This window comes from Leucobacter sp. UCMA 4100 (genome assembly GCF_027853335.1).
GTDB lineage: Bacteria > Actinomycetota > Actinomycetes > Actinomycetales > Microbacteriaceae > Leucobacter_A.
In genome coordinates, this window is the sequence record NZ_JAFEUS010000002.1 from 1,140,326 (window position 1) to 1,166,869 (window position 26,544).

General features: G+C 59.2%; 24 protein-coding genes. 7 read left to right on the forward strand and 17 right to left on the reverse strand.

What is annotated here, in order from left to right; translation table 11 throughout:
- Nucleotides 1-26: 26 nt before the first annotated feature.
- From JSO19_RS05480 to JSO19_RS05500, 5 genes are all read right to left on the reverse strand, one after another.
- Nucleotides 27-1,646, reverse strand: coding sequence for a thiamine pyrophosphate-binding protein (locus JSO19_RS05480; protein ID WP_270910277.1), 1,620 nt, complete (start codon nucleotides 1,644-1,646; stop codon nucleotides 27-29).
- 39 nt (nucleotides 1,647-1,685) lie between these two features.
- A complete protein-coding gene (locus JSO19_RS05485) occupies nucleotides 1,686-2,687 on the reverse strand; it encodes a dimethylarginine dimethylaminohydrolase family protein (protein ID WP_270910278.1) in 1,002 nt (333 codons plus the stop codon).
- A gap of 62 nt (nucleotides 2,688-2,749) precedes the next feature.
- Nucleotides 2,750-3,523 (reverse strand): amino acid ABC transporter ATP-binding protein, encoded by a 774-nt coding sequence (locus JSO19_RS05490; protein WP_270910279.1) that lies wholly within the window; start codon nucleotides 3,521-3,523, stop codon nucleotides 2,750-2,752.
- Nucleotides 3,516-4,253 (reverse strand): amino acid ABC transporter permease, encoded by a 738-nt coding sequence (locus JSO19_RS05495; RefSeq protein ID WP_270910280.1) that lies wholly within the window; start codon nucleotides 4,251-4,253, stop codon nucleotides 3,516-3,518. The genes JSO19_RS05490 and JSO19_RS05495 overlap by 8 nt, the downstream gene beginning before the upstream one ends.
- Entirely contained in the window at nucleotides 4,250-5,107 is an 858-nt protein-coding gene (locus tag JSO19_RS05500) for a transporter substrate-binding domain-containing protein (protein WP_270910282.1), read from the reverse strand. The genes JSO19_RS05495 and JSO19_RS05500 overlap by 4 nt, the downstream gene beginning before the upstream one ends.
- A 77-nt stretch (nucleotides 5,108-5,184) precedes the next feature.
- Between JSO19_RS05500 and JSO19_RS05505 the strand changes: the two genes are divergently transcribed.
- Nucleotides 5,185-6,543 (forward strand): aminotransferase class I/II-fold pyridoxal phosphate-dependent enzyme, encoded by a 1,359-nt coding sequence (locus JSO19_RS05505; protein ID WP_270910283.1) that lies wholly within the window; start codon nucleotides 5,185-5,187, stop codon nucleotides 6,541-6,543.
- Nucleotides 6,544-6,622: 79 nt separating this feature from the next.
- Here JSO19_RS05505 and JSO19_RS05510 read toward each other — a convergent pair whose 3' ends face one another.
- On the reverse strand, nucleotides 6,623-7,354 hold the full coding sequence (locus JSO19_RS05510; RefSeq protein ID WP_270910284.1) for an alpha/beta fold hydrolase: 732 nt from the start codon (nucleotides 7,352-7,354) through the stop codon (nucleotides 6,623-6,625).
- 261 nt (nucleotides 7,355-7,615) lie between these two features.
- Between JSO19_RS05510 and JSO19_RS05515 the strand changes: the two genes are divergently transcribed.
- Together JSO19_RS05515 and JSO19_RS05520 are read left to right on the forward strand one after the other, a co-directional pair.
- On the forward strand, nucleotides 7,616-8,698 hold the full coding sequence (locus JSO19_RS05515) for an ArsR/SmtB family transcription factor (protein WP_270910285.1): 1,083 nt from the start codon (nucleotides 7,616-7,618) through the stop codon (nucleotides 8,696-8,698).
- A 158-nt stretch (nucleotides 8,699-8,856) separates the two neighbouring features.
- Complete coding sequence (locus tag JSO19_RS05520; RefSeq protein ID WP_270910287.1) at nucleotides 8,857-9,993, forward strand: C45 family autoproteolytic acyltransferase/hydolase; 1,137 nt, start codon at nucleotides 8,857-8,859, stop codon at nucleotides 9,991-9,993.
- On the opposite strand, the gene JSO19_RS05525 is transcribed toward JSO19_RS05520, so the two are convergent.
- On the reverse strand, nucleotides 9,990-10,943 hold the full coding sequence (locus JSO19_RS05525) for an FCD domain-containing protein (RefSeq protein ID WP_270910288.1): 954 nt from the start codon (nucleotides 10,941-10,943) through the stop codon (nucleotides 9,990-9,992). The two genes, JSO19_RS05520 and JSO19_RS05525, sit on opposite strands and share 4 nt — an antisense overlap.
- A gap of 363 nt (nucleotides 10,944-11,306) precedes the next feature.
- Between JSO19_RS05525 and JSO19_RS05530 the strand changes: the two genes are divergently transcribed.
- From JSO19_RS05530 to JSO19_RS05545, 4 genes are all read left to right on the forward strand, one after another.
- The gene (locus JSO19_RS05530) at nucleotides 11,307-12,863 is read left to right on the forward strand and encodes an ABC transporter substrate-binding protein (RefSeq protein WP_270910289.1); all 1,557 of its coding nucleotides are present in this window, start codon (nucleotides 11,307-11,309) and stop codon (nucleotides 12,861-12,863) included.
- A 65-nt stretch (nucleotides 12,864-12,928) separates the two neighbouring features.
- Nucleotides 12,929-13,894 (forward strand): ABC transporter permease, encoded by a 966-nt coding sequence (locus JSO19_RS05535; RefSeq protein ID WP_270910290.1) that lies wholly within the window; start codon nucleotides 12,929-12,931, stop codon nucleotides 13,892-13,894.
- Nucleotides 13,891-14,847: an ABC transporter permease gene (locus tag JSO19_RS05540; protein ID WP_270910291.1), complete on the forward strand. Its 957-nt coding sequence runs from the start codon at nucleotides 13,891-13,893 to the stop codon at nucleotides 14,845-14,847. The genes JSO19_RS05535 and JSO19_RS05540 overlap by 4 nt, the downstream gene beginning before the upstream one ends.
- On the forward strand, nucleotides 14,844-16,499 hold the full coding sequence (locus tag JSO19_RS05545) for a dipeptide ABC transporter ATP-binding protein (RefSeq protein ID WP_270910292.1): 1,656 nt from the start codon (nucleotides 14,844-14,846) through the stop codon (nucleotides 16,497-16,499). Before JSO19_RS05540 ends, JSO19_RS05545 begins: the two co-directional genes overlap by 4 nt.
- A gap of 129 nt (nucleotides 16,500-16,628) precedes the next feature.
- On the opposite strand, the gene JSO19_RS05550 is transcribed toward JSO19_RS05545, so the two are convergent.
- From JSO19_RS05550 to JSO19_RS05595, 10 genes are all read right to left on the reverse strand, one after another.
- The gene (locus JSO19_RS05550) at nucleotides 16,629-17,186 is read right to left on the reverse strand and encodes an aldehyde dehydrogenase family protein (protein ID WP_270910294.1); all 558 of its coding nucleotides are present in this window, start codon (nucleotides 17,184-17,186) and stop codon (nucleotides 16,629-16,631) included.
- A gap of 52 nt (nucleotides 17,187-17,238) precedes the next feature.
- Nucleotides 17,239-18,438 carry a thiolase family protein gene (locus JSO19_RS05555; protein WP_270910296.1) on the reverse strand — a complete coding sequence of 400 codons (1,200 nt, stop codon included), beginning with the start codon at nucleotides 18,436-18,438 and terminating at the stop codon, nucleotides 17,239-17,241.
- Nucleotides 18,439-18,440: 2 nt separating this feature from the next.
- The gene (locus JSO19_RS05560; RefSeq protein WP_270910297.1) at nucleotides 18,441-19,631 is read right to left on the reverse strand and encodes a bifunctional 2-methylcitrate synthase/citrate synthase; all 1,191 of its coding nucleotides are present in this window, start codon (nucleotides 19,629-19,631) and stop codon (nucleotides 18,441-18,443) included.
- A gap of 174 nt (nucleotides 19,632-19,805) precedes the next feature.
- On the reverse strand, nucleotides 19,806-20,705 hold the full coding sequence (gene prpB / locus JSO19_RS05565; RefSeq protein WP_217136203.1) for a methylisocitrate lyase: 900 nt from the start codon (nucleotides 20,703-20,705) through the stop codon (nucleotides 19,806-19,808).
- Nucleotides 20,705-22,231 carry an MmgE/PrpD family protein gene (locus tag JSO19_RS05570; RefSeq protein ID WP_270910298.1) on the reverse strand — a complete coding sequence of 509 codons (1,527 nt, stop codon included), beginning with the start codon at nucleotides 22,229-22,231 and terminating at the stop codon, nucleotides 20,705-20,707. Before JSO19_RS05570 ends, prpB begins: the two co-directional genes overlap by 1 nt.
- Entirely contained in the window at nucleotides 22,228-22,869 is a 642-nt protein-coding gene (locus tag JSO19_RS05575; protein WP_217136387.1) for a GntR family transcriptional regulator, read from the reverse strand. Before JSO19_RS05575 ends, JSO19_RS05570 begins: the two co-directional genes overlap by 4 nt.
- 377 nt (nucleotides 22,870-23,246) lie before the next feature.
- The gene (locus JSO19_RS05580; protein WP_270910300.1) at nucleotides 23,247-23,699 is read right to left on the reverse strand and encodes a MaoC family dehydratase; all 453 of its coding nucleotides are present in this window, start codon (nucleotides 23,697-23,699) and stop codon (nucleotides 23,247-23,249) included.
- Complete coding sequence (gene fabG / locus JSO19_RS05585; RefSeq protein WP_270910301.1) at nucleotides 23,696-24,466, reverse strand: 3-oxoacyl-ACP reductase FabG; 771 nt, start codon at nucleotides 24,464-24,466, stop codon at nucleotides 23,696-23,698. The genes JSO19_RS05580 and fabG overlap by 4 nt, the downstream gene beginning before the upstream one ends.
- Before the next feature lie 73 nt (nucleotides 24,467-24,539).
- Nucleotides 24,540-25,757, reverse strand: coding sequence for an acetyl-CoA C-acetyltransferase (locus JSO19_RS05590; protein WP_270910303.1), 1,218 nt, complete (start codon nucleotides 25,755-25,757; stop codon nucleotides 24,540-24,542).
- Between the two features lie 10 nt (nucleotides 25,758-25,767).
- Nucleotides 25,768-26,424: a TetR/AcrR family transcriptional regulator gene (locus JSO19_RS05595; protein ID WP_270910305.1), complete on the reverse strand. Its 657-nt coding sequence runs from the start codon at nucleotides 26,422-26,424 to the stop codon at nucleotides 25,768-25,770.
- Between the last annotated feature and the right edge of the window lie 120 nt (nucleotides 26,425-26,544).

A 26,544-nucleotide genomic window follows, 5' to 3' on the forward strand; every position in this document is an offset into this window, starting at 1 on the left:
TATCGCATTCGAGCAACGGACAGCTTTCACTGTCTCCATGCCTGACTCATAAAGTTGTTCATTCCGAGGTGGATCAGAGTGGGTGCAGTACGTTCAAACGCTAAGGCCACTGCGCTTTGAAGCTCTTCCGGGGTCATCACTGTTTCTGCATGACACCCAAAGCCCTTTGCCAAGGCCCCATAGTCTGGCTGCTTTAAAGACACGGCATATGGTTCGATCCCGGCGCTCAACATGTTCTGTTCAATTTCTGCATAACCGCCGTTATCGAGAACAACAACAGGGAGTCCAAGATGTTGCTCGCTAGCGGTGGCAAGTTCTTGAATACTGAACATGAGTGCACCATCGCCGAGTAAGCTCACGACCCGCGTGGCAGGATTAGCAATCTTTGCTCCGATGGCCGCTGGTAGCCCATACCCCAAAGTCGCGTAGCCATCAGTAGTAATAAACCGTTCTGAGCCTCTCATACACGCCGCAAGTACCGTCCCTTGCCAAGAGACCTGGGAACTATCGCCCGTCAGAATCACTGAACCGCTTCCAGCATCGCTTCGAGCTGCGGTAAGTACTCTTTCATGGAGCACGGCCCAAGTTGCCAAAGCTTCATTCTTCGAATTTGCTGCTTCACCCTGAAGCTGCTTCAGCCACGATTCACGCGGGGCAACGAGCTCGGAGGTGCGTATCTCAAGTAACTGCCGCAAGAAATCACCAGTATCTGCTAACACCGGAACAGTCGCAGGAACATGCTTGTTGAGCTGTTTTCGGTCAAGGTCGCAACGGATCACAACCGCCTCGGCGCTCAGCTCTGAGTTACGCAGCTCTGTCCCGAGAGCAAGGATCACGTCAGCACGCGCAAAGGGCGCAAACCCCTGAGAACCACCGGCTAGTGCCCCAATACTCAGACGGTGCTCCTCGTCGATCGCAGCTTTGCCCTGAACCGTGGTGATAACAGGCACCTCGTACCTCTCAGCAAAGCGCTGAAGGTCCTCCCCAGCAGAGTGTGAACCGCCACCAGCAACAATAAGAGGTCTCTCAGCATTACGAATAAGTGAAAGAGTTTGATGAAGTGCTTTTGACGCTGGGCCCACTTCGGGCTTTCGCCATGGCAAAGGTTCTGTCCCAGAGGTTATTTGCTCGATACGGTCGGTCGGTATTTCAAGATGGTATGCTCGCCGGCGACCAGCCTTAAAGTGCAGAAAAATATTGTTTATTGCAGTTTCAACCGCCTCACGGTTTTCTGCTCGAATACTCTCTTCAGCGAAATTATTAATCCCAGAACGTTGGTCCTTTGTTTCGTGCAAGAAACCAAGCTCAAGCCTTTCCGCACCGGACGGAACTCCTGGAGAGATCACGAGCAGGGGAACGCTGTCAGCGTAGGCATTGGCGATACCAGTGATACAGTTCGTTACTCCTGGTCCGCTGGTCGCGATAACAACTCCAGGTCGCCCAGAACTTTTTGCGTATCCGTCGGCGGCATAAACAGCCCCCTGCTCGTGCCTCGTGAGAACGTGCGAGATGCCACACTGCGCAAGCCCTCGATAAATTTCGATGTTATGAGTGCCAGGTATCCCAAAAACAGTGCGCACACCGTGAGCATATAAACACGCTGCTATGAAAGATCCAAGACTCTCTTCGCGTTCAGCGATTGACATCTCTACGTTCTCCTTAAACTTCCCTAGCTCAGCCGCGAGCTAGTTCCAATCACGAATGAGTTCAGTAGTCGAGCAATGAATATTGCCGCCATTGTTAATGATTTCTTCGTAATCGATGAGCGTCACTTCGAACCCTCGGTTACGCAACATTGCCGCCGTATTCGGGTAAATCGAAGCCATGATGAGGCGCCCAGGTTCCACCATGAGTGAATTACACGAGTTCTGCTCGTCAACATGGGGATGAATAATCTCGAACCCATGCTGCTCAAGCTTCGCGAGGTACTCATACGGCAGGCGATGAGGGTTTGCCATCACTGTTTTCTCGTCCAGCACCATGAACTGTCCGTCAGTGTGAATGGTATATCCGGGAAGTGGGACACGAATAAGCTCAATTCCTAGCGGCATCAACAAGCGTTCCAGCTGATCAGCACCTTCTTCGTTACAGCGAATAGAGGTACCGTAAGCAGCAAGATCCTTTCTCAGCATGTGGAACGACCCGCCCTCGACCAGACCTGAACCCGTAATAGTTCCAAGAATCGGCATGCCGAGCGCTGCTACAGCCTGCGTCATGCTGGCTTCTTCTCCTCTACGCATACGAGGCGCCAAACGAGTGATAATTGCACCGCCTGGAACAGTAATAATAGGGTCTCGCGTATAGACTGACTTCGTAAATGTTGAAGGCAAATCCGGCGCAAATACAACATTGACGCCTTCAGCTTTCAGAGCTTCCACGAGCTGGTTATGCTCGTCATACACTTTCTCCATATCAGGTGGAGTCTGTCGCTTGTAATACCAGTTACGTTCAGGGTCAACGAGCGCTTGAGCTTCTTCGCTCCAGCAGTCCTCACGAATGTCGGCCATTCCAATATTTGGCTTACGCACAATGGCCATCCGCAACTTGCTGGTTTCATCCGCTCGCCCCCACCGATGCCCCCAGTTCGCTTCAAGCTCATCTACTTCACTGAACACCGGCTCAGCCTCTGGGCCGAGCAGCTTGTGAAAGTAGTTTTCTGCAGGACCATAAAAGTCTCCGCTTGTCATGGGTTTTCCTTTCTTTTTGTGCACACTCGAATCAGGCCATCGGCCTATGAGTGAGTTCTTGGCTACAAAACGTGTTGTAAGAATGCGTGAGTCCGGCTGGACGCCGCTTCAGAGAAAAAGTGTTGCGGCGTCGCGTCTTCGTGAACGCGGCCCGCGTCGAAGAGCAACACTCGATTCGCAACGTTACGAGCAAAACCCACTTCATGAGTGACCACGATCATGGTCATGCCTTCAGCAGCCAGATCTTCCATAACGTTTAAAACTTCACGAACGAGTTCAGGGTCAAGCGCCGACGTGGGCTCATCGAATAACATTATTTTTGGCTTAAGAACCAGGGCACGAGCAATTGCAACTCGCTGTTGCTGCCCTCCAGAGAGCTCACCCGGAAACTTGGTTGCAAAGCCGCCAAGGCCAACCCTTTCCAACATGGCTCGTGAGACTTCTCGGTTTTCCGCTTTAGTCCCACGCCGGTGAACCCCTAACGCAAGCTGAATGTTTTGCTCGACTGACATATGTGGGAACAAATTAAAATTTTGAAACACCATGCCCACAGTCGACCGGTCTTCAGCCAGTTGTCGCTCGCTTGCAGGTACCACATTGCCTCGTCGCTCACGCTGCCCGACAAGTTCACCCTCAAAATAGATACGACCGCTGTCGATCGGTTCAAGCAAAGCCAGGCTTCGCAGGAAAGTAGATTTTCCAGACCCTGAGGGGCCCAAGATCGCGGTAACTTCTCCCTCCGTTGTTTCAAAGGAAACATCATCGACAGCCGGCTTTTCATGATAGGTCTTAGTGATATTCTGCGCTGCTAACAGCTTCTGCCCAGCCCTAGACATTTGACACCTCCAAAGATTCGGTTCGAGTAGTCACTTTCTTCAAACGCTTTGGGCTGCTCTTCCATGAATATTTACGCTCTAATCTGCTCTGAGCCACCATGAAGAGAGACACCAAGACGAGGTAGTACAGCGCAGCGGCCGAATAGTATTCGGCAAAGCTAAAGGTTCGCGATACATCTTGCGCAGCCGTATATAGGAGTTCTTGCAAGGAAATAACCGATCCAAGACTCGTCATCTTGACCATATTGATGAACTGATTTCCTGTAGGAGGAATCGCCACCCGGACCATCTGCGGAATTTGGATGTGCCAAATCGTGCTCCAGGGTTTGAGACCAAGCGCTTTTCCAGCCTCGATCTGCCCAGGTGGGATCGCTGAGAGAGCTGAACGTAAAATCTCAGCCATAAGCGCGGTTTCGAGCAGGGTGAGTCCAAAGAAAGCCCCTAGATATGGCGTAAACCAGCCTTGTTTCAGAACGGGGAGGACTTGCGGCAATGCATTCCAGATCAGGATCAGAATGAGTAGTGCTGGAATTGCCCTGAACAGCCACACATACCCTGCACTGAGCAGACGAATTGCACGGTTCTTACTGTCCCTCCCGAGAGCTAGGAAAAAGCCAAGCACTGTCGCGACAGCTTGAACAATGACCGCTAATGAAATCGCAGTCACCGCCCCAATGAGGTAACTCGTCGAGAAGAGCGCTTCAAAGAAGACCTGCGGATCAAAGGTCATGGTTTCGTCACCAATTCTGGGGTAACGATTCGATCAGGTGAAAGACCATACTTCTCGGCAAAGCTTGCGAATGTTCCGTCATCGGTAAGTTTCTTCGCCGCCTCGATCATCGTTGGCGTCAACTCACTATTTTTGGGCAAGAACATACCGAAATTGGTCTCAGCCGGAAAAATCGTATCGGCTACTTCGAACCCTTCACCAAGAGTTTTTGCTGCTTGTACCGCAGCAACGTCTGTTTCAATTGTTGCGTCAACGCGACCATTCTGAAGAGCCGCAACAGTCTCAGGCAATTCTGGATACACAGATAACTCAATTCCTGGTTTGCCAGCAGCTTCAAGCTCCTCGCTGAGCGAACGCAGTATCTGTTCATTTGCCGACGCACCCTGCACCGCGACTCGCACACCTGACAGATCTTCAGCAGAGGTAAGGTTTAGCGGATTTCCATCTTCAACAATGAGCGCCGGCCCCGTAGTTAAGTACGGAACAGCATCAGTCTTCTCGGCTCGCTCTTCATTCAAATAAAGTCCTGACCGCAGCACGTCGCACCTGCCAGAGAGAAGAGCGGGAAGTAGACCGTCAAACGCAGAGACATTCAGTTCGACCTTCAAGTCCAGTTCATCAGCAATCGCCCGAATCGAGTCCAGATCAAAGCCTTGCCAATCGCCCGAGTCATTCCAATACAAAGGTTCGTATGCGTTCTTTGATATGCAGACCGTGAGGTCACCTTTATTGACCACAGGTAGGGCTTCGGCACCATCTGCATCTGCGGAAGGCGATGAGCCACAAGCTGAAAGAGAAATAGCCACCGCTACTCCCAGCATGCCACCGACAATCTTTACACTTTTTGAATTCATGATTCCTCCTCGTCATTGGTTCGGATCTGGAATTCAAAGATAGTGCAGAATAAGTGTGAATAGAATATATTTATCTTATGAATGATACTTTGCCGGTTCTTGACATCATTCGGAAGCACATGCTCCGTTTCGAAGCTGATGCACTCGTCGATGCAGTAATGCTGCTCGCACGAAACGGCAAATTGCCTCCAGGAACTCGACTACCACGCATCAATGACATGACCGAAGCCCTCGGCCTTTCAACTTCGACAATCAGTCGGGCTTGGTCGAGTCTCGTACAAATGGGAATCATAGAAACGAGACGCCGGGGCGGAACTTTTATCGCCGCGCCCGTTGAAGCCACTTCCTACAGGCTCAAAGGAGTTTCACGAACGGCTTTCATTCACCACCTAGCACCTGGGTACCCAGACCCAAACCTTCAGGTTGATCTCAAACCTCTCCTCATTCGCGTAGCTGAAGAGGGCAAGTTTCACGGCTATCCCGGCAAAGATCAAATTTCAGAACCACTCAGGGAAGCAGTCCTCGCCCGCATCGGTTACACGCCTGATCGCATGCTTCTGGACACCGAGATTATCGGCGCATTACCCCGTATATTGCAGGCGCTCGGCCACCGCGGGGCGGCCATCGGCATCGGCAATCCAGAATTTGCGCTCTACAAAAGCATCATCAAGCAAGCCGGAATGACACCCGCCCCAATTACCTTTTCACGCACAGGTTATGATCTCGTGGAAATCGAATCTGCCCTAAAATCGGGGGTTCGTGTACTCCTGTTGCAGACAAGAGTCCAAAACCCCACAGGCTTCCTTGTCCCGACAGAGAATCTTGCTCATATAGCCAACCTTCTCAAGGCTTACGATGCAACAGCAATTGAAGTAGATCACCACGGAAACCTTGCTCCCGAGGCCCCCATACGGCTGGCTTCTTTAGCCCCTGAACATGTCATCCTGATGTCGGCATTTTCAAAAGAGATCCATCCCGATATTCGGGTAAGCGCCATCACCGGCCCCGCGATGATCATGGAACGGATCTCGGTCTGGCGCAGCGGAGGCGAATGGGTGAGCGCAATAAACGCAAAACTACTTGAAATTGCCCTCACCGACGCTCATGTTGCTTCAACTGTTAAACAGGCACGCCACGAGTATGCAGCAAGGAGGAACATCTTTATTCAGCGCTTTGCAACCGCTGGCATAGAAATTCATTCAGCAGCGGGTCTCTGCCTGTGGATTCCCGTCCGCTCAGAAGAAGACACTGTCCTGCGCCTCGCTGCTCAAAGTATTTCCGTCGCCCGGGGCTCAGCGTATCTCGCAGCGAAAAACGAAGGTCAGGAACACGTCTTCCTTTCTTTAGGAGGGCTCCGTGAAAACTCGGAGTACCTGAGCCAACGGATTCTCGAAGCCTCTCTCGTACTCCCACCTGATATGGGCTACTTTGCGTAATAACTCCGCTAAATTCCTGTACCGACCGAAGCGCAAGGAAGTCGAAGCCCACTCCCAGTTATTCGTGAACAGCTCGCGATTACACGCGAACAGCGATGAGCGGCTCTGCCCGCCGTGGCTCAGGCCGAAACTCACCCTTCAACACATCATGGAAAAACCGTTCAACCGCGGGAATAAGGGGAAACCCGTCGTGCCCAATGCCCGGAATCACATCGGCACGACACGAAACACCGTTTTGCCGTAGATTTTCTCGGTACGCACGCATCCGTTCGATCCGCGTCATTCCCTGCCCCTCAAGGCCCGGCTTCCAGTACCGACTACTCCTGTCGTTAATCTCCCAAGTCTCAACATCAGCGCCACCGATGACTAATTGAATAGGCACGTCACGAATGCTCTGCAGGTCGGGCTCGATGCCGAAGCGCTCCGCCATCCCCGCGGTGCCCAACCACCACTCCTGCGAAGGGTCAAGCATCGTGATACGCCCCGGCGCCCCAATCGAGCACCCGAGAAGCTTCTCGGGATGAAGGTAGAGAAAACGGTGGGCAAAGTGGCCGCCGCCAGAAAACCCATGGAGCAGGAACCGCTCACCGTCAACCGGAAAGACCTGCGATACCTCACGAATCATCTCGAGCAAGATGAGGTCAAAGCGAATGCCCTCGTACTCTAAAAATTTGTAGTTATGCAGGTCATCGGGATCGCCAATCGCTGCAGGAAACAGCGGCGCCAGCAAGATACAGCGAGCGTCTTCGCAAAACTGCGCAAAGGCATTGCGATATTCGGCAGCGTCACGGTCGGTGCTGTGCTGGATCACGACGAGAGGGTACCGGTCAGGGTCGCCAGGGAGCCGATCTGGAACGTACAGGCAGTAACTGAAACGCTGATCGATGCGCGATGCGAAAAACGTCGTCGCGCCTTCACGGTAAAGATTTCGGGATTCAATAAAAACGTCCACGGGATCCTTTCTTCGCGATCCCCCTTTGGTCGCGAACCTTACGTGCGACGCTACGTCACACTGAGCGCGCAGGCGGTACGATTACCGAACAATCGATAATCATGAGGAGGCCATTTCCCAATGCCCATCACGATGCATTTCGAAGGGGTCACACCAGACCAACTCATCGTTCGCCCCGATCCGCTCGCGGAGCTCGGGGCACTCCTTCACGCCCTCTCATTTCAAGATCACCACCCGCTTGCAGAGCCGCTCATTGGTCACGCGAAACAAACCGACAACGGCGGCACGCTACGACAGCACTTGAACCGGTTTCTCCCGCTCTATGGCCCCTTGCGCTCGCGCCTACTCTTCCCGCTAGACCAGACCCCCCACGAAGCAACCACGATCACCGATCAACTCACCCTCTTGGCCCAACTTCCCGTCGAGCGGTTTATCATTCTTGCCGCCGACAGCCTCACCGAAGACGCAGGGCGGCCCGTCAGCAGTACCATCAGAGACTCCACACAGGAACAAGCACAGTTCTTCAGACGGGTCGAACGAATCTCAATGAGTCGCCTTGAGCTCGCGCGCGACCTGGTTCTCTCGCCAGAAACGGTGCGGTGGCAGCTCATTGAGTTTCTCCAATCCGCTTGGAAAGCGTGGATGGGGCCCGTCTGGAAAGCCTCGGCACCGAACCTTGCACGCCATGCGGAGCTCCTCTCAAGCAGGCTCAGCTCGGTCGGGCTCCTGGCACTCTCGGAAAGAATACCCGAAATCACCATCCCGTCAGACGAAACGGCCATCGTCGACAAGGTCTACAACGACACCGTACGGGTCGCAGGGCGCCCACTCATCATCGTGCCCTCGGCACTCGTTTCACCACACCTTCACATTCAGTTCGCCCCGGGCCTTCCGATCGTCATCCAGTACGACGTTGATGCCCCCAGTTCGCCTCGAGTCGCTGAGGTGTTTGAGCGTATTCAAACCCTCGCAGACCCCGTTCGCCTCGGCATATGCCGCATGATTTTGAGACGCCCCTCAACAACGCTTGATATTGCCGAAGAGCTGCGCACGACATCACCCCTCATCTCTCGGCATTTGCGGCGCCTTCGGCAAGCAGGCCTCGTGCGAACGCAACGTCAGGGCAAATACGTCTACTACTCACTCAACACCGAAACAGTTGCCGCACTCGGCCCCCACTTTCTCACAACGCTGAGGCGCTGAAGCCAAACTTCTCACGGTGAAAACTTGCAAGTTCATTCATGTAGTGCGCTACTGTATACCTGAACACTACACATTATCTGGCTCATTTAGACGCTTTGCGTCAGAACTAGGTAGCGTTCATTACATACCGCAGTTCACTCAGTTTGAAGGAGTCACCGTTGACCAACTCTCAGCAATTTTCCCTGCCCCTCATTGATATCAGCGGCACGCCCAGGGAACGCGGCCTGCAGTACGGCAAGCAGGCCAAACAACAGATCGCAGCTTCAATTGACTTCTACCAGCGTGCGTTCAAACAGGCTTCGGGCCTTGAGTGGACCGAGATCTGTGCGCGAGCAGAGGCATGGGTAGCGCCCGCTACCGAATACGCGCCTGACCTTGTCGAAGAGGTCAGAGCAATCGCCGAGGGCTCAGGTTTCGACTTCCTCGAGCTGATGGCGATCAACGCGCGTGGAGAGATCATCTACGACAAGCGCTTCGCAGACCTGCAGGGCGGCGAATGCACCACCTACGCACTGTCACCCGAGGCCGCGGGCGACGGACACTCGTACGCTGGGCAAAACTGGGACTACCTCTGTGGCGCCATCGACTCAATCATCATGCTTCGCGTTCGCGGCGAGAATGAACCCGACATCATCATGCAGATCGAGGCAGGCCAGGTAGGCCGTCACGGCGCCAACGGAGCCGGCATCGCGATGCAGGTCAACGGACTCGGCGGGCGATACGGCTACGAAGGGTACGGGGTTCCGCAGCCCTTCGTACGCCGACGGGTGCTCCAGTCAACCTCGCTCAACGAGGCCATGGATCGAGTGTTCAAAGCAGACCAGCAGATCGGCGCAAACTACCTTCTCGCGACCCGCGAGGGCTTCTCGATCAGCCTCGAGACAACTCCGGCCGAACGCACCGCCTGGAAGTACGCGAGCGATGGGGTTCTCGTACACGGAAACCACCACGAGGTGCACATCCCCACCGGTCAGCCCGGCCCGTACATGCCCATGGCGGTCGACTCGCTCTACCGAGTCCCCCTGGTCGAGGGGCGCCTGAAGTCAGCAAAGAACGCAGCTGACACCGACACAACCCGCGCCAGCATTGTGCACGCCCTATCGAATGAAACGTTTGCACCGAACTCGGTGTGTGCCCTACCCGACCTGTCACTCCCTGACACCAAGCAGTGGCAGACCGTGACCGCGTCAATCGTCGATCTCACGACGGGCGAGTACCTGCTCGCTGACGGGCTTCCATCACAGCGCTCGCTCAAGGCGCTGCCGTGGAACCTCTACGAGTCAGCGAGCGCCTAGAGCTCGTAGAGTTCTTGCCTGATCTGGCGGGCGCGATGCAGGTGTGACGAAATAATCGCTACCGCCAGATCTCCCTCACGACGGTCTATCGCGTCAGTAAGGTCTTCGTGCTGCTGAAGCGACTCTTCCCTGCGCCCTGGGGCGGTAAGTGTTGTCCCGTTCCAACGGTCGAGCTGGTCACTCAAAAACCGCACGAGGGAAATAAGCGTTCGGTCACCAGAGGCTTTCCAAGTCGCCGCGTGAAACCTCCGGTTGCCGTCAGCCAGCAACTCAATCACCTGATCGTCACCAGTGAGTTCACGCATCTCCTGGTTAATCCGACGCATCGCCAAGAGATCACCCTCTTTACGGTTGGTGCATGCTTTTCGCACCAGAGCACTGTTGAGCAGAATGTAAGCGTCGTACTGCTCAATCATTTCATCGACGGTTTGCACGGGGACCGTGATGCCCCGATGGTCTCGAACGATCAGCTGAGATTGCTCAAGAAGTCTTACCGCTTCGCGTATCGGGGTGCGGCTCACGCCGAGTCGATCGGCAAGTTCCGCTTCGGTGACACGGACCCCACTCGCAAGTTCTCCCGTAAGAATCTGCCTCCGCAATTCTTCGTGAACATCAGATTGCGCGATTCTTGCGTTGGTAACCGTGGCAGGAGGAACGGAGCGGATCGACCTTCGCTGTTCCGTGACGGGTTTTCCGTTGCTCAAATAGTCACGAATCGCGTGTTTCATATCGCGTAGACCGGCATAGCCGAGCTTATTGGCCGTGCGAATGACGCTCGCGTCGCTCACCCCAGATTCTTGACCAATACGCATCGCAGATTCCATAATTGCCTGGTCTGGGGCAGCCAAAACATAGGCAATCACACGCCCCTCAGCTGATTGCGGCTTGGGGTCAAGCTGCCGCACCCTGTCAAGCAACGAACCAGCGGGCACCATTGCCTCAGCTTTCATCGTCACACCTCCGTCTCAGTAGCGCCTGCGACACAGGCCCCTCGCCTGCACATTACCGCGTCTCCAAGTATTTTATTGAAGCCAGACGGATTTTGAGTAACAAGCACTACAAATATCAGTAATAAACACTACAAGATTGATGAAAAAGCACCAGAGAGGCGCTCAGCGATACCCCTCAAAATATGGCATAAAATATGGCCGTTAACGCAATAATTCAAACTTGATCAAAGAAAATTTGCTCTTGCATACATCAGTGTGATTTGATTACACCACACGACCGGGAATCAGCAAACGTCCGTCAACGATGAGGGTGGCCCAAACTGTTGTTTCCTGTTCGGAAGACCACGACAAAGGAGTACATCCATGCGGAAACCCGCCATAGGGCTCATCTCGATCGGAGCCATAGCCCTCGCACTCACTGCTTGTTCCCCCAGCGCCGGTGAATCTGGAAACGCTGAAGAGCGTGTCATGACGATCGCCATGAACGCTCAACCCCCAAACCTTGACCCGCATGTATCGACGGCAACGGCAACCGCCTCGATTTCCCGCAACATTCTCGAAACACTGCTCACGACTGACGGCGACCGGAACGTCGTGCCGATGCTCGCCGAGTCGTACGAGACCAATGCCGACGGTACCGTCTACACGTTCACGCTTCGCTCAGGCGTCACATTCCATGACGGCAGCGCACTCGATGCCGAAGATGTCGTTGCTTCGATGGAACGCTGGGACCGTCTCTCGGGCCCAGGACAGAGCACCTTCGCTGATGCAGAATGGGCCGCTACCGACGACCTGACGGTAACGCTCACGCTTCCTGCGCCAAGCTTCACGGTGCCGATTGCACTGTCAAGCGGCCGTGAGCAGTTTGCCGGCATCTACCCTTCCGAGGTCGTGGAAGCAGCCGGCGACGACGCCATTGAAGATGTCATCGGTACCGGCCCGTTCATGCTCGACGAGTGGGTTCCCGATCAGAAGCTCGTCTTGAACAAGTTTGACGATTACAGCCCGACCGAAGGCCCCATCGACGGGCTCTCGGGTGACAGGACCGCGCAAACTGCGGGCTTGAAGTACGTGTTTGTGGCTGACGCTTCAACACGAATCCTAGGCCTGCAGACCGGTGAATATGATGCTGTGCCCGAAATTCCTTACGACAACGCTGCCGATGTTCTCGATGACCCGGCTCTGCGAGCAGGTTCGACTCCTGGCACGCTGCTCAACCTGTACTACAACAAGGCAGAGGGCCTCTTCAGTAATGTCAAGGCCCGCCAAGCTGTCGACACGCTCCTCGACCGCGAAAGCATCATGAAAGCCGCAGTGGTCGACGATGAGTTCTTTGCACTCACACCACACATGATGATGGCTGACCAAGAGGGCCAGTGGAAATCATCGGTGGGCGCAGACAGTTACAACCCCAACGACCCAGAAAAAGCAAAGAAGCTTCTCGAAGAGGCCGGCTACCAGGGCGAGACGATTAAGATGATCGTCACCCGCGACTACTCAGAGGCTTACAACGCCGCTGTAGTCATTCAGGAAGAGCTCCAGAGTATCGGCGCAACCGTCTCGCTCGACACCTACGACTGGCCCACGTTCAGCGAGATTCGCAACGACCCATCAGCGTATGACCTCACCGTGATTCCGAACACTCCGAAGAACGATCCGGGTTCGCTCGTCTTCATGCGTAATGATTTCGCAGGCTTCACTGAAAGCCCCGAGCTTGACGCGCTCTTGCAGACTTTCCGCAACTCAGCCACGCTCGAAGAGGCCCAGTCGCACTACGACGAGCTGCAGCAGTGGTTCATCGATTACATTCCTGTGAGCAAGATCGGTGATGCTTACGGCGTGCACGCAACGACCCTCGAAGTAGAGCAACTTCCCGTCGACGACAGCATTATTTGGTGGGCAGCTCGCTTCACTGAGTAGCCCCACGGGGTGGCCGCCGCAAGGCCGGCCACCCCGCTTCTTATTCCTGCAGGAAGGACCTCGACTTGCTCTCATACGTAGGTAAGCGACTGCTGGCACTGTTGCCGGTGCTCTTTGTCGTTTCAATCGTCATTTTTTCTCTCGTACACATCACCCCTGGTGATCCGGCAATGACCATCTTGGGTCCCGAAGCGACTCCCGACCAGCTTGCTGAGCTACGGGAACAGCTCGGCCTCAACCAGCCGCTCCTCAGCCAGTACTTCTCCTGGGTTGGAGGAATTCTCACCGGTGACTTCGGTGATTCCTTGTTCCTCAAAAAGCCAGTGTTAACGGCGATCGCCGATAACATCATGCCCACGATTCAGCTCGCTCTGCTTGCGCAAATCATCACGATCATTGTCGCGGTTCCTCTCGGCACACTCGCCGCTAAACGCCGCGGCAGCCTGCTCGACAACGGCGTGCAAGGTCTGACCCTGATTGGCATGGCCGTGCCCAGCTTCGTCTTGGGCCTCATCCTTGTCTTGGTCTTTTCAGTTGGGCTGAGGCTCCTGCCAGTCGCCGGCTACGTCAATATATTCACAGACCCGTCAGAGGGCTTCCGCTACCTTCTGCTTCCGGCAATCTCACTCGGAACAGTGCAGGCTGCGTTCTTGACCCGCACCACTCGCGCTTCGGTGCTTGATGTGCTCAGCGCCGATTACATTGACGCGGCACGGTCACGGGGCGTCTCTGAGCGTCGTCTCCTGTTTCGCCACTCGTTGCGCAACGCAGGTCTTCCCATCCTGACGGTCATCGGCCTCAGCTTTGGCGGGCTCGTCACCGGAGCGGTGGTCACTGAAACGATCTTCAACATTCCGGGAATCGGCTCGCTGCTCGTCAACTCGATCACGCGCCGCGACTACGCCGTCATTCAGGGCGTCGTACTTTTCACCACCCTCATCTACCTCACGGTCAACCTCATTATTGACCTGTTGTACGGGCTCGTTGACCCCAGAGTTCGATTGACCACTTCGAAAGGAGCTGCCCGATGACACAGCAACCTGTGCCAAGCACCGAGCTTCTGAATATCGCGCCCAAAGCGAAACACGGGATCGGCGCGCGGATCCTCTCTAATCGACCGCTCGTTTTTGGCGGCCTGATCGTCCTGCTGGTCTTCGCGTGCGCCTTCCTGATTCCCCTCATCGTCGGCCTCGACCCGTATGCTGTTGACTCAGCAAAAAGGCTGCAACCTGCTTCTGCCGACCATCTCTTTGGTACCGATACCTTTGGCCGCGATCTCTTCGCGCGAATTCTTGTTGGGGCGTCTACCTCGCTCATCGTCGGCACAAGCGTCGCGGTGCTGAGTTCGATTCTTGGAACCGCCATCGGCGTTCTCGCGAGCTTCTTCCCCCGTCTCGACATGGTTCTTATGCGCATCTGCGATGGCCTCATGTCGATTCCGGCCATGCTGCTTGCCGTCGCGCTCTCGGCCTCGCTTGGACCGAGCGTGCCAAACCTCATCATTGCGCTCACGGTCGTCTTCACCCCCAACGTGGCACGACTCGTGCGCTCAAAAGCAATGTCTGTGAAGTCAGAAGTGTTCGTTGAAGCAAGTCTTGCCCAAGGTGCAACTCCGATCCACATCATGATTCGGCATATTCTGCCGAACACGCTATCGGTACTCGCGGTTCAGTCGACCTTTATTTTCGCTGACTCAATCATCACCGAAGCCGCCCTCAGCTTTCTTGGAGCGGGCGTTCCCACACCAGCACCAAGCTGGGGCAATATCTTGTACGACGGGAAAGCGGTCATTCTGCAGGCACCCCACATGGTGATCCTCGGCAGCGTGACCCTCATTATCACGGTCATCGGCCTGAACCTGCTGGGCGATGGTCTCAGGGACCTCGTCGATCGTCGCAGCGTCGCTGCCAGCCCAGGTGGCGTGATCGCGCGCCTCTTCGGCACGGCGAAGACCACGAACCGAAAGAACGGAGCCTCAGAATGAGCATTCCTCTGCGTATTGACAACCTCAGCGTCGATATCAGCGGTCGCGCTGGTCACGTGCGCCCAGTCGACGGCATCTCGCTCGAGGTGGGTGACCAGGAAATTCTTGCCGTTGTTGGCGAATCTGGATCAGGAAAGACGATCACGGCCCGAGCAATCCTGGGCCTACTCCCTTCGGGGGCGACCACCGGCGGTGCCATCTTTGTGAACGGCAAAGAGGTGCTCACCGCTTCATCGAAAGAGTTGAGAGCGCTCCGCGGAAGTGACGCCGCGATGGTCTTCCAAGAGCCCTCGACCGCACTCAACCCGGTCTACTCCATCGGCTGGCAGATGGAGGAAGGTCTTCGAGCTCACGGCGCCCTCAATCGAGCTGAACGCCGTTCGAAGGCAATCGCAATGCTCCGAGCCGTTGGTATTCCCGAGCCTGAGCGGCGGATCGATGACTATCCACACCAATTTTCTGGCGGACAGAAACAGCGCATCGTCATCGCCATGGCGCTCGCTTTGGAACCGCGCATCATCATCGCAGACGAACCAACGACGGCACTCGACGTCACCGTTCAGGCAGAAATTCTTGATCTGCTCAGACGATGCCGCGATGAGCTCGGCGCGTCAATCGTGCTCATCACGCACAACATGGGAGTTGTGGCCGACCTTGCCGACCGTGTCGCAGTCATGTTTCGCGGTCATATTGTCGAAGATGCTCCGGTACAAGAGCTCTTTGAACGCCCACGTGATCCGTACACCCAGAAGTTGCTCAAGGCGGTTCCAAAGCTCGGTTCGGGGCGCATCGCTACCTCGCAGTCGCAGCCCTCAGAACCAGCCCCCGCGGCCGCTGAGCCTGTGCTCACCACTGAGAACCTCGAGATTTCATATCCGGGGCAGTTTCGCAAGAAAGCGTTCGTTGCCGTAAGCGGTGTCAACATCACCATCAATCCCGGCGAGGTCTACGGCCTCGTGGGCGAATCTGGTTCGGGCAAAAGCACCATTGGGAAAGCTCTCGCTGGCATCACCACTGTCACCGGCGGGTCTCTGCGGCTACTGGGTCAGGACGTAACGCGACTGAAGCCGCGTGAGATGCGCGACCTTCGTAAGCGTGTGGGGTTCGTTTTTCAAGACCCAGCGGCCTCATTTAACTCGTTTTTCTCAGTGTTTCAGTGCATCGCTGAACCAGCAACGATTCACCGAACGTACCCTCAGCGCAACCAATTGCGTGAGCGCGTCTTTGAGCTTCTCGATGCTGTCGAGCTGCCCCGCAGCATGGCAGAGCGGGCTCCCCACGAGCTTTCGGGAGGGCAACGGCAACGTGTCGGTCTTGCCCGAGCACTGATCTTGGGGCCAGAGTTCGTGATTGCCGATGAGCCAACGAGCGCCCTCGATGTCTCGGTGCAGGCAAGGGTGCTGGAGCTCTTTTCGTCGCTCCAGCAAGAACTCGGCTTTGCGTCGCTCTTCATCACCCATGATCTCGCCGTGGTCGAGCAGCTTGCCGACACCGTCGGCGTGCTTCGTGCGGGAACTCTCGTTGAGCAGGGCGATACCGCCCAGGTGCTTCTATCGCCAAAGCACGAGTACACCGCCCGTTTGGTAAACGCCGTGCCTGTCCCTGACCCTGTGGAACAGGCTGCCAGGCGAGCGCTGCGCCTTCAGCAATAGCACCAATGCCAAAGGGTGAGGGGAGGGACAGTTTCTCAGACTGTCCCTCCCCTCACCGTTTGCTGCGTCACGCCTCACATCGGATGCACGAGTGCGGCGACTATTGACGGTTCAATGGCTGTGCACCACTTAGCTTTCAGCGCCGACAAACTCCGTCGGCAACACCACCAGCTTCTCGTTCGCAAACTCACGCACTCCGCAGCGCCCAAGCTCGCGCCCGATGCCCGATCGCTTGACACCGCCGAACGGCAGTGCCGGGTTACTGCCCCGTGGCCCGTTGACCAAAACCATGCCCGTTTCGACCTCAGCGACAAACCGGCGAGCATGCTCGATCGAGTCGGTATAGACCGTCGCGCCAAGCCCGTACGGCGAATCGTTCGCGATCGCGATCGCCTCGTCGACGGTTTCAGCCGGAGTCAGCATCGCGATCGGCCCAAAGAGCTCCGTCGACCAAATTCGGTTGCTCCGATCAGGTTCGACGATCATAAACGGAGCAAGGTCACGGCTTTCACTCTCAATGCCGTCCAAATTTCCGCGAACATCAAGCCCATCAGTAACCTCGCCACGCAGGTGTTCGCGCAGCTCGTTCGCCGCCCTTTCGCTCGACATCGGACCAAGCTTCGTCTCTTCTGAAAACTGAAGAGAGGCATCGATGAGCGCATTGGCATCCCAGCCTCCCAAACGCATTGAGGTGGGGAGTCTCTCGACTCCCCACCTCAATGACCAGCTTGGCGTTGTACTACGCGTCGTACCGGCGAATCAGCGCCGCGAGCGCCTGTCCGCCGCCAATGCACATCGTGACGACCGCGTACTCGAGGTCGCGGCGGTGCAGGTCGAGCGCCGCACGCACGGTGAGAATCGCGCCGGTCGCGCCGACCGGGTGGCCGAGGGCGATCGCGCCGCCGTAGGGGTTCACCTTTTCGGGGTCGAGGCCAGCGTCGCGCACGACGGCAACCGCCTGGGCTGCGAAGGCCTCGTTGACTTCGAACACGTCGACGTCAGCCGGGGTGAGCCCGGTGCGCTTCCAGAGCTTCTCGAGCGCGATCACGGGGGCGTAGCCCATGAGCTCGGGTTCGAGGGCCGCGGTCGCGACCGCCTCGAGGGTCACGAGGCCCTTGAGGCCGCGCTCCCGCACGTCTGACTCGCGCATGAGCACGGTTGCGGCGCCACCGTCGTTGATGCCCGATGAGTTGCCCGCGGTCACTGAACCCTCGGGGTCGAAGGCGGGGCGCAGGCCACCGAGCACCTCAAGCGTTGTGCTTGGCTTCGGGTGCTCATCGGTCGAGACCTCGACCGGCTTGCGTCCGCCCGACGAGACCGCAATGATCTCTTCGGCAAACGCAGCCTTCGCGGCCGCCGAGTCGGCACGACGCTGCGACTCGAGTGCGAACTCGTCTTGCATGTCACGGCTAATGCCGTACTTGTTGGCGACGTTCACCGCGGTGAAGCCCATGTGCTTCTTGCTGAACGGATCTGTCAGAATCGCGAGGGTGCCGTCGAGCAGCTTCCGGTCTCCCAGACGAGCATTGCCACGGGCACCGAACTCGATGAACGGCGTGCGCGACATCGACTCGTTGCCGCCGGCTACGGCGACGTCGAGGCCGCCCTCGCCACCATCCCACAGGAGTTCTTGCGCTGCCGACCAGATGGCCTGCAGACCCGATCCGCACAAGCGGTTCACGTTGAACGCAGGAACCGAGCGGTCAAGACCGGCTTCGAGTGCCACGCGACGCGCGTTGTAGGCGTCGGGGCCCACCTGCGAGATGCAGCCCATGACGACCTCGCCGACCTCGGCAGGCGCGATCCCGGAGCGCTTCAGCGCCTCGACAGTGGCAGCCGCGCCGAGCTCGTACGCATCGACCTCGGCGAGCGATCCGCCGAACGAGCCGATGGGGGTGCGGGCACCGCCAACGATGACGACTTTTTCTTTCGCGGCCATGGCTATGCCCCGGCCTCTGCCTCGCGCTGCTGCGCCTCAAGATCGGCGGCGGTCGCGACGTAGCCATCGATGTGGCGCTCGTCGGGGCCGTTATATGCCGAGAGCGGGCGAATGAGCGCGTTCGACTGGGTCTGCTCCATGATGTGCGCGGTCCAGCCCGTCACGCGTGAGGCGATGAAGAGCGGGGTGAAAGTGAGCACATCGAAGCCGATGAGGTCGTATGCGGGGCCCGAGGGGTAATCGAGGTTCGGGTAGATGCCCTTGCGGCTCACGAACTCGCCCTCGAGCGCGTCGTACATCGCAAGCACGTCGGGGCGCTCGTAGTGATCGACGAGACGATCAAGCGCCTGCTTCATCGTGGGCACGCGCGAGTCGCCGCGCTTGTACACGCGGTGGCCGAAGCCCATGATCTTGCGCTTCTCAGCGAGCGCCTTGTCGAGCCACGGCACGACGTTGTCGGCCGACTCGATCTCGTTAAAGATGTGTAGCACGGCCTCGTTTGCCCCGCCGTGCAGCGGGCCCTTGAGCGCGCCGATCGCGCCGACGACGGCCGAGTAGAGGTCAGAGAGCGTCGAGGTGATGACGCGGGCGGTGAAGGTCGACGCGTTGAACGAGTGCTCTGCGTAGAGAATCATCGACTGGTTGAAGGCTTCGACCACGACGGGGTCGGCTTCTTCACCGAAGGTCATCCAAAGAAAGTTCGCCGCGTAGTCGAGGTCATCGCGGGCGGGCACGATCGCTTCGCCACGACGGCGGCGCTGGCCGTACGAGACAATCGCGGGCAGGGCTGCGAAGAGGCGGATCGAGCGATCGAGATTCTCTTCAGGGCTTCCCGCGGCGTCGAGCACCGATCCCGAGCCAGAGGTATCTGAGGCACCGATGACCGAGACGGCGGTGCGCACCTCGTCCATCGGGTGAGCATCGAGCGGCAAAAGGTCGATCGCGGCCTTGACGTTCGGCGCGAGCTCACGGTGCTGGCGCTCTTTGGCGCGCAGGGCTGCGAGCTGCGTGTCGGTCGGCAGTTCACCGTTCCACAGCAGAAACGCGACGGCCTCGAACGGCTGGGTCGCCGCGAGCTCCTGAACGGGGTAGCCGCGGTAGAGCAGGCTGTTGGTCTCGGGGTTGACCTTCGAGACGGCCGTGTAATCAACGGTGACGCCTGCGAGGCCCTTGTGAATTTCGGCTTCTGCCATGATCGCTCCTTTGCGTAAGGTGTCGTACTACGCGTACTTCGGTGAGGGTTGGCCGATCGTTTCCCTCATGCCACCGTATCGCGGAGTGACCCGGTAAAGCGAGAAAAACGACCGAGCGGTGCCGGGGGCGCAGCGCTCCTCCGCTACGCCCCCGGCACCGCGGGGTCTTCGGTGTTACTTCTTGACCTCGAAGTTGAACACGCTGGTGTCGAAGTGGTTGTATGCCTCGTAATCGATGAGCTCGTAGAGGTCAGCACGGTGCTGCATCTCGTCAAGCTTCGAGGTGAGGTGGCCCTCTTCGTTGAGCGTGTCGAGCGCGCGGCCCGTCGCACCCATCGCGATGCGCAGCATCGAAACCGGCCAGATGACGATATTCACGCCGATTGCGGCGAGCTCTTCGCTCGAGAAGAGGTCGCTCTTACCGAACTCGGTCATGTTCGCGAGAATCGGCACATCGAGTGCGTCGCGCATGGCCTTGAACTCGTCGAGCGAGCGCATGGCCTCGGGGAAGATCGCGTCGGCGCCAGCCTCGACGAGGGCCTTCGCGCGGGCAATCGCCGCGTCCATGCCCTCGGCCGCACGAATGTCGGTGCGGGCCATGATGAGAAAGTTCTCGTCACGGCGCGCGTCGACGGCGGCGCGAATGCGCTTGATGGCGGTGTCTTCGTCAACGACGGCCTTGCCGTCGAGGTGGCCGCAACGCTTCGGGTTGATCTGGTCTTCGATGTGGCAGCCCGCGAGCCCCGCATCTTCGAGCGTCTGAATCGTGCGGGCCACGTTCATGGGCTCGCCGAAGCCGGTGTCAGCGTCAACGATCGCGGGCAGCTCGGTCATGCGCGCGATCTGCTGCGCGCGGCCGGCAACCTCAGTGAGGGTCGTGAGCCCGATGTCGGGCAGACCGAGGTCGGCCGAGAGCACGGCTCCCGAGATGTAGACCCCGTCGAAGCCCTTCTCTTCAATGAGCCTCGCCGAGAGCGGGTTGAAGGCGCCGGGAAAGCGCAACAGCTCGCCCGAGTTCAGCTTTTCCCGAAAGATGCGGCGCTTCTCGGCGGGGGTGGTCTTTGCGTACAGCATTAGAAGAGTCCCTTCGGTGCTGCTGCGAGGTCGAGCAGGCCCGACTTCGCAACGATATTGAGTTCCTGCACCTCTGCGGCGCTGAGCTCGGGCAGGCGCTGAACGAGCTCAAGGAAGCGCTCGATCTCGGCCTGCTCAAGCACCGGCTCGGCGAGCAGGCGGAACTTGGCAATGTAGTTCTCGCGCATGAACGGCTTTGCGCCGAGGGGGTGCGCGTCGGCTACGGCGATCTCGTCGACGATCTTGGTGCCGTCGGTGAGCACGATCTCAACGCGGCCGCCGAAGGCCTTCTCGTTGGGGTCGATTGAGTGGTAGCGGCGGGTCCACTCGGCGTCTTCGGCCGTCGTGATCTTGTTCCACAGCGTTACCGTGTCTTCGCGACCCGCACGCTCAGGCGTGTACGAGTCAACGTGGTGCCAGCCGCCGTCTTGCAGCGCGACCGCGAAGATGTAGGGAATCGAGTGGTCGAGCGTTTCACGTGAAGCGGCAGGGTCGTACTTCTGCGGATCGTTCGCGCCCGAGCCAATCACGTAGTGCGTGTGGTGGCTCGTGTGAATGACGATCGACTCGACAGCCGCGCCGCCCTGCAGTTCAGGGTGCTCGGTGTGCAGCTTGCGTGCGAGGTCGATGAGGGCCTGGGCCTGGTACTCGGCCGAGTGCTCCTTGGTGTAGGTGTCGAGAATCGCGCGCTTCGCCTCGCCCTTAGCGGGAAGCGGCACCTCGTAGGCAGCCTCGGGGCCGTCGAGCAGCCACGCGATGACGCTGTCTTCACCCTCGTAGATGGGGCTTGGCGAGGTCTGCCCGCGCATTGCGCGGTCGACTGCTTCAACGGCCATCTTGCCGGCGAACGCGGGAGCGTGTGCCTTCCAAGTCGAGATCTCGCCCTTACGGCTCTGGCGGGTCGCGGTCGTGGTGTGCAGTGCCTGCGAAACGGCCTGGTAGATGGTCGTTGCGTCGAGCCCGAGCAGGGTGCCAATACCGGCAGCCGCTGAGGGGCCGAGGTGTGCGACGTGGTCGATCTTGTGCTTGTGCAGGCAGATCGCGCGCACGAGATCAACCTGAATCTCGTAGCCGGTCGCGATGCCGCGAACGAGCGCACGGCCGTCAGCACCGACGTGCTGGGCTACCGCGAGAATCGGCGGAATGTTATCGCCCGGGTGCGAGTACTCCGCCGCCAGGAAGGTGTCGTGGTAGTCGAGCTCGCGAACCGCGACGCCGTTTGCCCACGCGGCCCACTCGGGGCTCGTGCGCTCTGCGTTTTCAACGCCGAAGATCGTCGCGCCCTTGCCGCCGGTCGAGGCGGGGTGCGAGAGGGCCTGTGCGCGTGACGCGATGATGGGGCCACGGTTCAGCGAGGCGGCAGCCACCGACGCGTTGTCGATGATGCGGTTGATGATCATGTCAACGACATCGGCCTCGACCTCGACGGGGTCGACGGCGACCTCTGCGATTTTCCAGGCGAGCTGGCCCTCGCGGGGCAGATCCTCTTCACTCTTGTATACGCGTACGTGATGATTCACGGTCATGATGCTGCTCCTTCTGCTAGCGATTGAAGAATTGAAGTCAGTGCGTTGTGCAGGTGCACGTGCGTCGCGTGGGCCGCGAGGTCGGGGTCGCCCGCCGCGATGGCCTCGGCGATGAGTCGATGCTCGGCGACCGAGCTCTCGAGCCGCATGTGGTTGTCGCGGGCAAGCTGCCTGGCTCGCACGAGATGGGTGCGGATCACTCGCAGCGCCGACACGAGATACGAGTTATCGACCGCGACGTCGAGCGCCCGATCGAAGCGCCGAATGAGCTCGTAGTACTCGTCGATGTTCGTTTCGCTCGACACCTGCACGGCGCCGAAGTCGGCAGCGAGACTCGCGAACTCGTCGCGGTCTGCCCGCTGGGCACCGAGCCTCGCCGCGGTCTCTTCGAGTGCGCGACGTGCCTCGAACAACCGGCGAATGTCGGCGGCGTCGAACCCCGTCACGACGGTCGTGCGCGGTGACTGCTGCTTTGCGAGCCCGTCGGCGATGAGCCTGCCGATCGCCTCACGCATGGGCGTGCGGCTGACGCCGAGCCGTGTGGCCTGCTCGACCTCGCCGAGCACGGTGCCGGGGGCGAGCTCGCCACTCTGAATTTCAGACACCAGTGTTGCGTAGGCCCTGTCGCCCGCCCGCATTTCCTTCACTGGCTTCATACCTACAGTGTATACACTAATGCGCAAAAGTACAGCTGTTCACGAAGAATTCACGTTTAGCGCATACACAGGGTGGGCGTTCGCGGCCGAGGGTGCGGCTGGCGGCACGCCGCTATGGGCTGCGACGCTACGGGAGCGGCCGGCGGCGGGTGCGGGCGCGGCCGGCGGCGCGCACCGGCCGCCACGGCCCCTTGCACCCCTTTTTCGCGTTTACTTGACGAAAAGCAGGGTGTTTCAGCCAAAACACCCTGCTTTTCGTCAAGTAGATCGGCGGCGGGCAGGCGCGACCGCCCAAAGCGAACGACACCGACACAGCCCGCGACCGGATACGACGCGGGCTACGCGGGCGACGCGGCCAGCTACGGGACGACCAGCACGACCGGTTCGGCGACGCAGGCGGGGCGATCCGCACCCTCGATCTCGATCGTGACCGCGAAGACGACCTGCACACCACGCTCGCCGGGCTCGACCGCGGCGATGCGGGCGTGGGCCCGCACGCGGGATCCGACAGGGACGGGCGACGGGAAGCGCACGCGGTTGAGCCCATAGTTGAGCAGCATGGTCACGCCCTCGACGCGGTAGATCTCACCCATCATCGACGCGATAAGGCTCAGCGTGAGGTATCCGTGGGCGATCGTCGCGCCGGTCGGGGTTTCGGCCGCGCGTTCGGGATCGACGTGGATCCACTGCCGGTCATTGGTTGTTTCGGCGAACGCGTCGATGCGAGCCTGGTCGATCGTGTGCCACTCGGAGAAGCCGAGGTCGTCGCCCGCGGCAGCCTCGAGTGCGGCGGCTCCGGTGAAGACCCTCATGATGTTGGCCCGCCCGCGACGTAGAGCACCTGACCCGAGGTGTAGCTCGCGCCCTCGCTCACAAAGAAAGCGACGGCGTGGGCAATGTCTTCGGGGCGGCCGGTGCGCGCGACCGGAATCTGCTTGGCAGCCGCGGCGAGGAAGTCGTCGAGCGGCATACCGACGCGCTCGGCGGTCTGGGCAATCATGTCGGTCTCGATGAAACCGGGGGCGATCGCGTTCACGGTGACCCCGAACTTGCCGAGCTCAATCGCGAGGGTCTTCGTGAAGCCCTGCAGCCCGGCCTTCGCCGCCGAGTAGTTCGCCTGGCCGCGGTTGCCGAGCGCCGAGGTGCTCGAGAGGTTGACGATGCGCCCCCAGCCAGCCTCGGTCATGTGGCTTTGTACGGCGCGGCTCATGAGGAAGGATCCGCGCAGGTGCACGGTCATGACCGAATCCCAGTCGTCGGCCGTCATCTTAAACAGCATGTTGTCGCGAATGATGCCAGCGTTGTTGACGAGCACGGTCGGGGCGCCGAGCTCGTCGGCGACGCGGGCCACGGCGTCAGCAACCGACTGCTCGTCGCCAACGTTCGCCCCGACGGCGAGCGCCCTGCCTCCGGCGGCGGTGATCGCGTCGACCGTTTCGGCGCAGGCGGCCTCGTCGAGGTCGAGCACTGCAACGGCGAAGCCCTCTGCGGCGAGCCGTTTCGCGGTGCTCGCTCCGATGCCCCGCGCGGCCCCGGTCACGATCGCGGTCTTGGTGTTCGTGGTCGTCGTGGTGGTCATAGATACTCCTTTGTACGGTACAGATCGTGGTGTGGGGTGCCGGCGCGGCCATGCGACCGCAGGCCGAGGCGCGTCACGAGAGGCGCTCGAGCACCATCGCCATGCCCATTCCGCCGCCAACGCACATCGTCTCGAGGCCGAACTGCTTGTCGTGCCACTGCAGCGAGTTGATGAGGGTGCTCGTGATGCGCGCGCCCGTCATGCCGAAGGGGTGGCCGACGGCGATCGCGCCGCCGTTGACGTTGAGGCGGTCTTCGTCGATGCCGAGCGCCCTAGCCGAACCAATGACCTGCGCGGCGAAGGCCTCGTTAATTTCGACAAGGTCGATGTCGCCCACGCTCAGCCCGGCGAGGCTGAGCGCCCGCTTCGAGGCTTCGACCGGGCCGAGGCCCATGATCTCGGGCGAGAGGCCAGAGACGCCGGTGCTCACGATGCGGGCAAGCGGCGTGAGCCCGAGCTCCTTCGCCTTGGTGTCACTCATGATGACGAGCGCTGCGGCCCCGTCGTTGAGGGGGCAGCAGTTACCCGCGGTCACGGTGCCGTCTGGGCGAAATACCGGCTGAAGCTCACTCACCGCCTCAAGGGTCACGCCAGCGCGCGGGCCGTCGTCGCGGCTCACGACGCTGCCGTCGGGCAACGTGACCGGGGTAATGTCGCGCTCCCAGAAGCCGCTCGCGATCGCCTGCTCGGCGAGGTTCTGGCTGCGCACCCCGAAGCGATCCTGGTCGGCGCGGCTGATGCCCTCTGACTGGGCGACGTTCTCGGCCGTCTGGCCCATCGCAATGTACACGTCGGGCAGTTCGCCAGACTCGCGCGGGTCGATCCACCGCTCACCGCCCGCGGCAAAACGTTCGGTGCGCTTCATCGCGTCTGCGAAGAGCGGGTTTTCGGTGCCGGGGCTCGAATCGGCCGCGCCATTGCCGAAGCGGCTCACGGTCTCAACACCGGCCGAGATGAACACGTCGCCCTCGCCCGCGCGAATCGCGTGCATCGCCATGCGCGTCGTTTGGAGGCTGCTCGAGCAGTAACGGTTCACGGTTGTGCCGGGCACCGAGTCCATGCCCGAGAGTACCGCCACGACGCGCGCCATGTTGAAGCCGCCCTCGCCCGCTGGCGATCCGGTGCCGAGCATGAGGTCGTCAATGTCGTTCGGGTTAAGCCCCGGAACCTTCGCGAGCGCCGCCTGCACCATTTGCACGGTGAGGTCGTCGGGTCGCATGTCGACGAGCGAGCCCTTGAACGCGCGGCCAATCGGCGAACGGGCGGTTGAAACGATAACGGCTTCTGGCATGGTGACTCCTCTAGTCGGTTTCTGTGTCGTCGGGCGCGCTTCGCTGCACGTCCTGTTCATTCAGTCCCATTCCCGAGATCCAAATCTCGGCGATGGTGCGCGTCGCATCGGCGGTTGACACGTCGGTCAGCCCGCTCCCGTTCATCGCGAAGCGCTGAAAGGCATAAAACTCGGTCATGCTGCCAAGCATCTCGGCCGCAATCTGCGGATCAATATCGTCGCGGATCACCCCCAGCCGAACCCCACGTCGCAACGAGCGGGCGATGCGTGCGTAGAAGGCTCGCTTCGTCTCGTCCCAGAACGCGGCGACCTGAGCGTCGGTTTGCGACATCTCGACGAGCACCCCGAGCACAGCCCGGTGCTCGTCGTAAAACTCGAAGTACTTGTGCGTCGATTCGAGCACCGAACGCTTCGGGTCTGATTCGTCGAAGGGGCTGCGAATGAACTCGGCCATCTCGTCGATCATTTCGCGCATGAGTTCGAGCGTGATCTGGTGGCGATCGGTGAAGTAGCGGTAGAACGCGCCGGCCGAGAGTCCCGCGTTCGAGGTGATGTCGGTGATGCGCATGTTGGCGTAGCCCTGGGTGGCGAGGAGTTGCTCGGCAGATCGCAGCAGCCTGAGCCTCGTCTCGCGGCCCTTCTCGGTGAGGGTGCGTTGCTCAGTCATCAAGCCTCCCTTGGCCGATACCCCGGGCCCTCAGACAGTCGTCGCCGGGCCAACCCGTAAAAGTGAAAACACTTTCACGTTTGCACGCTACCGCAGAGCGGCGGCGTTCACAAGGGCCCC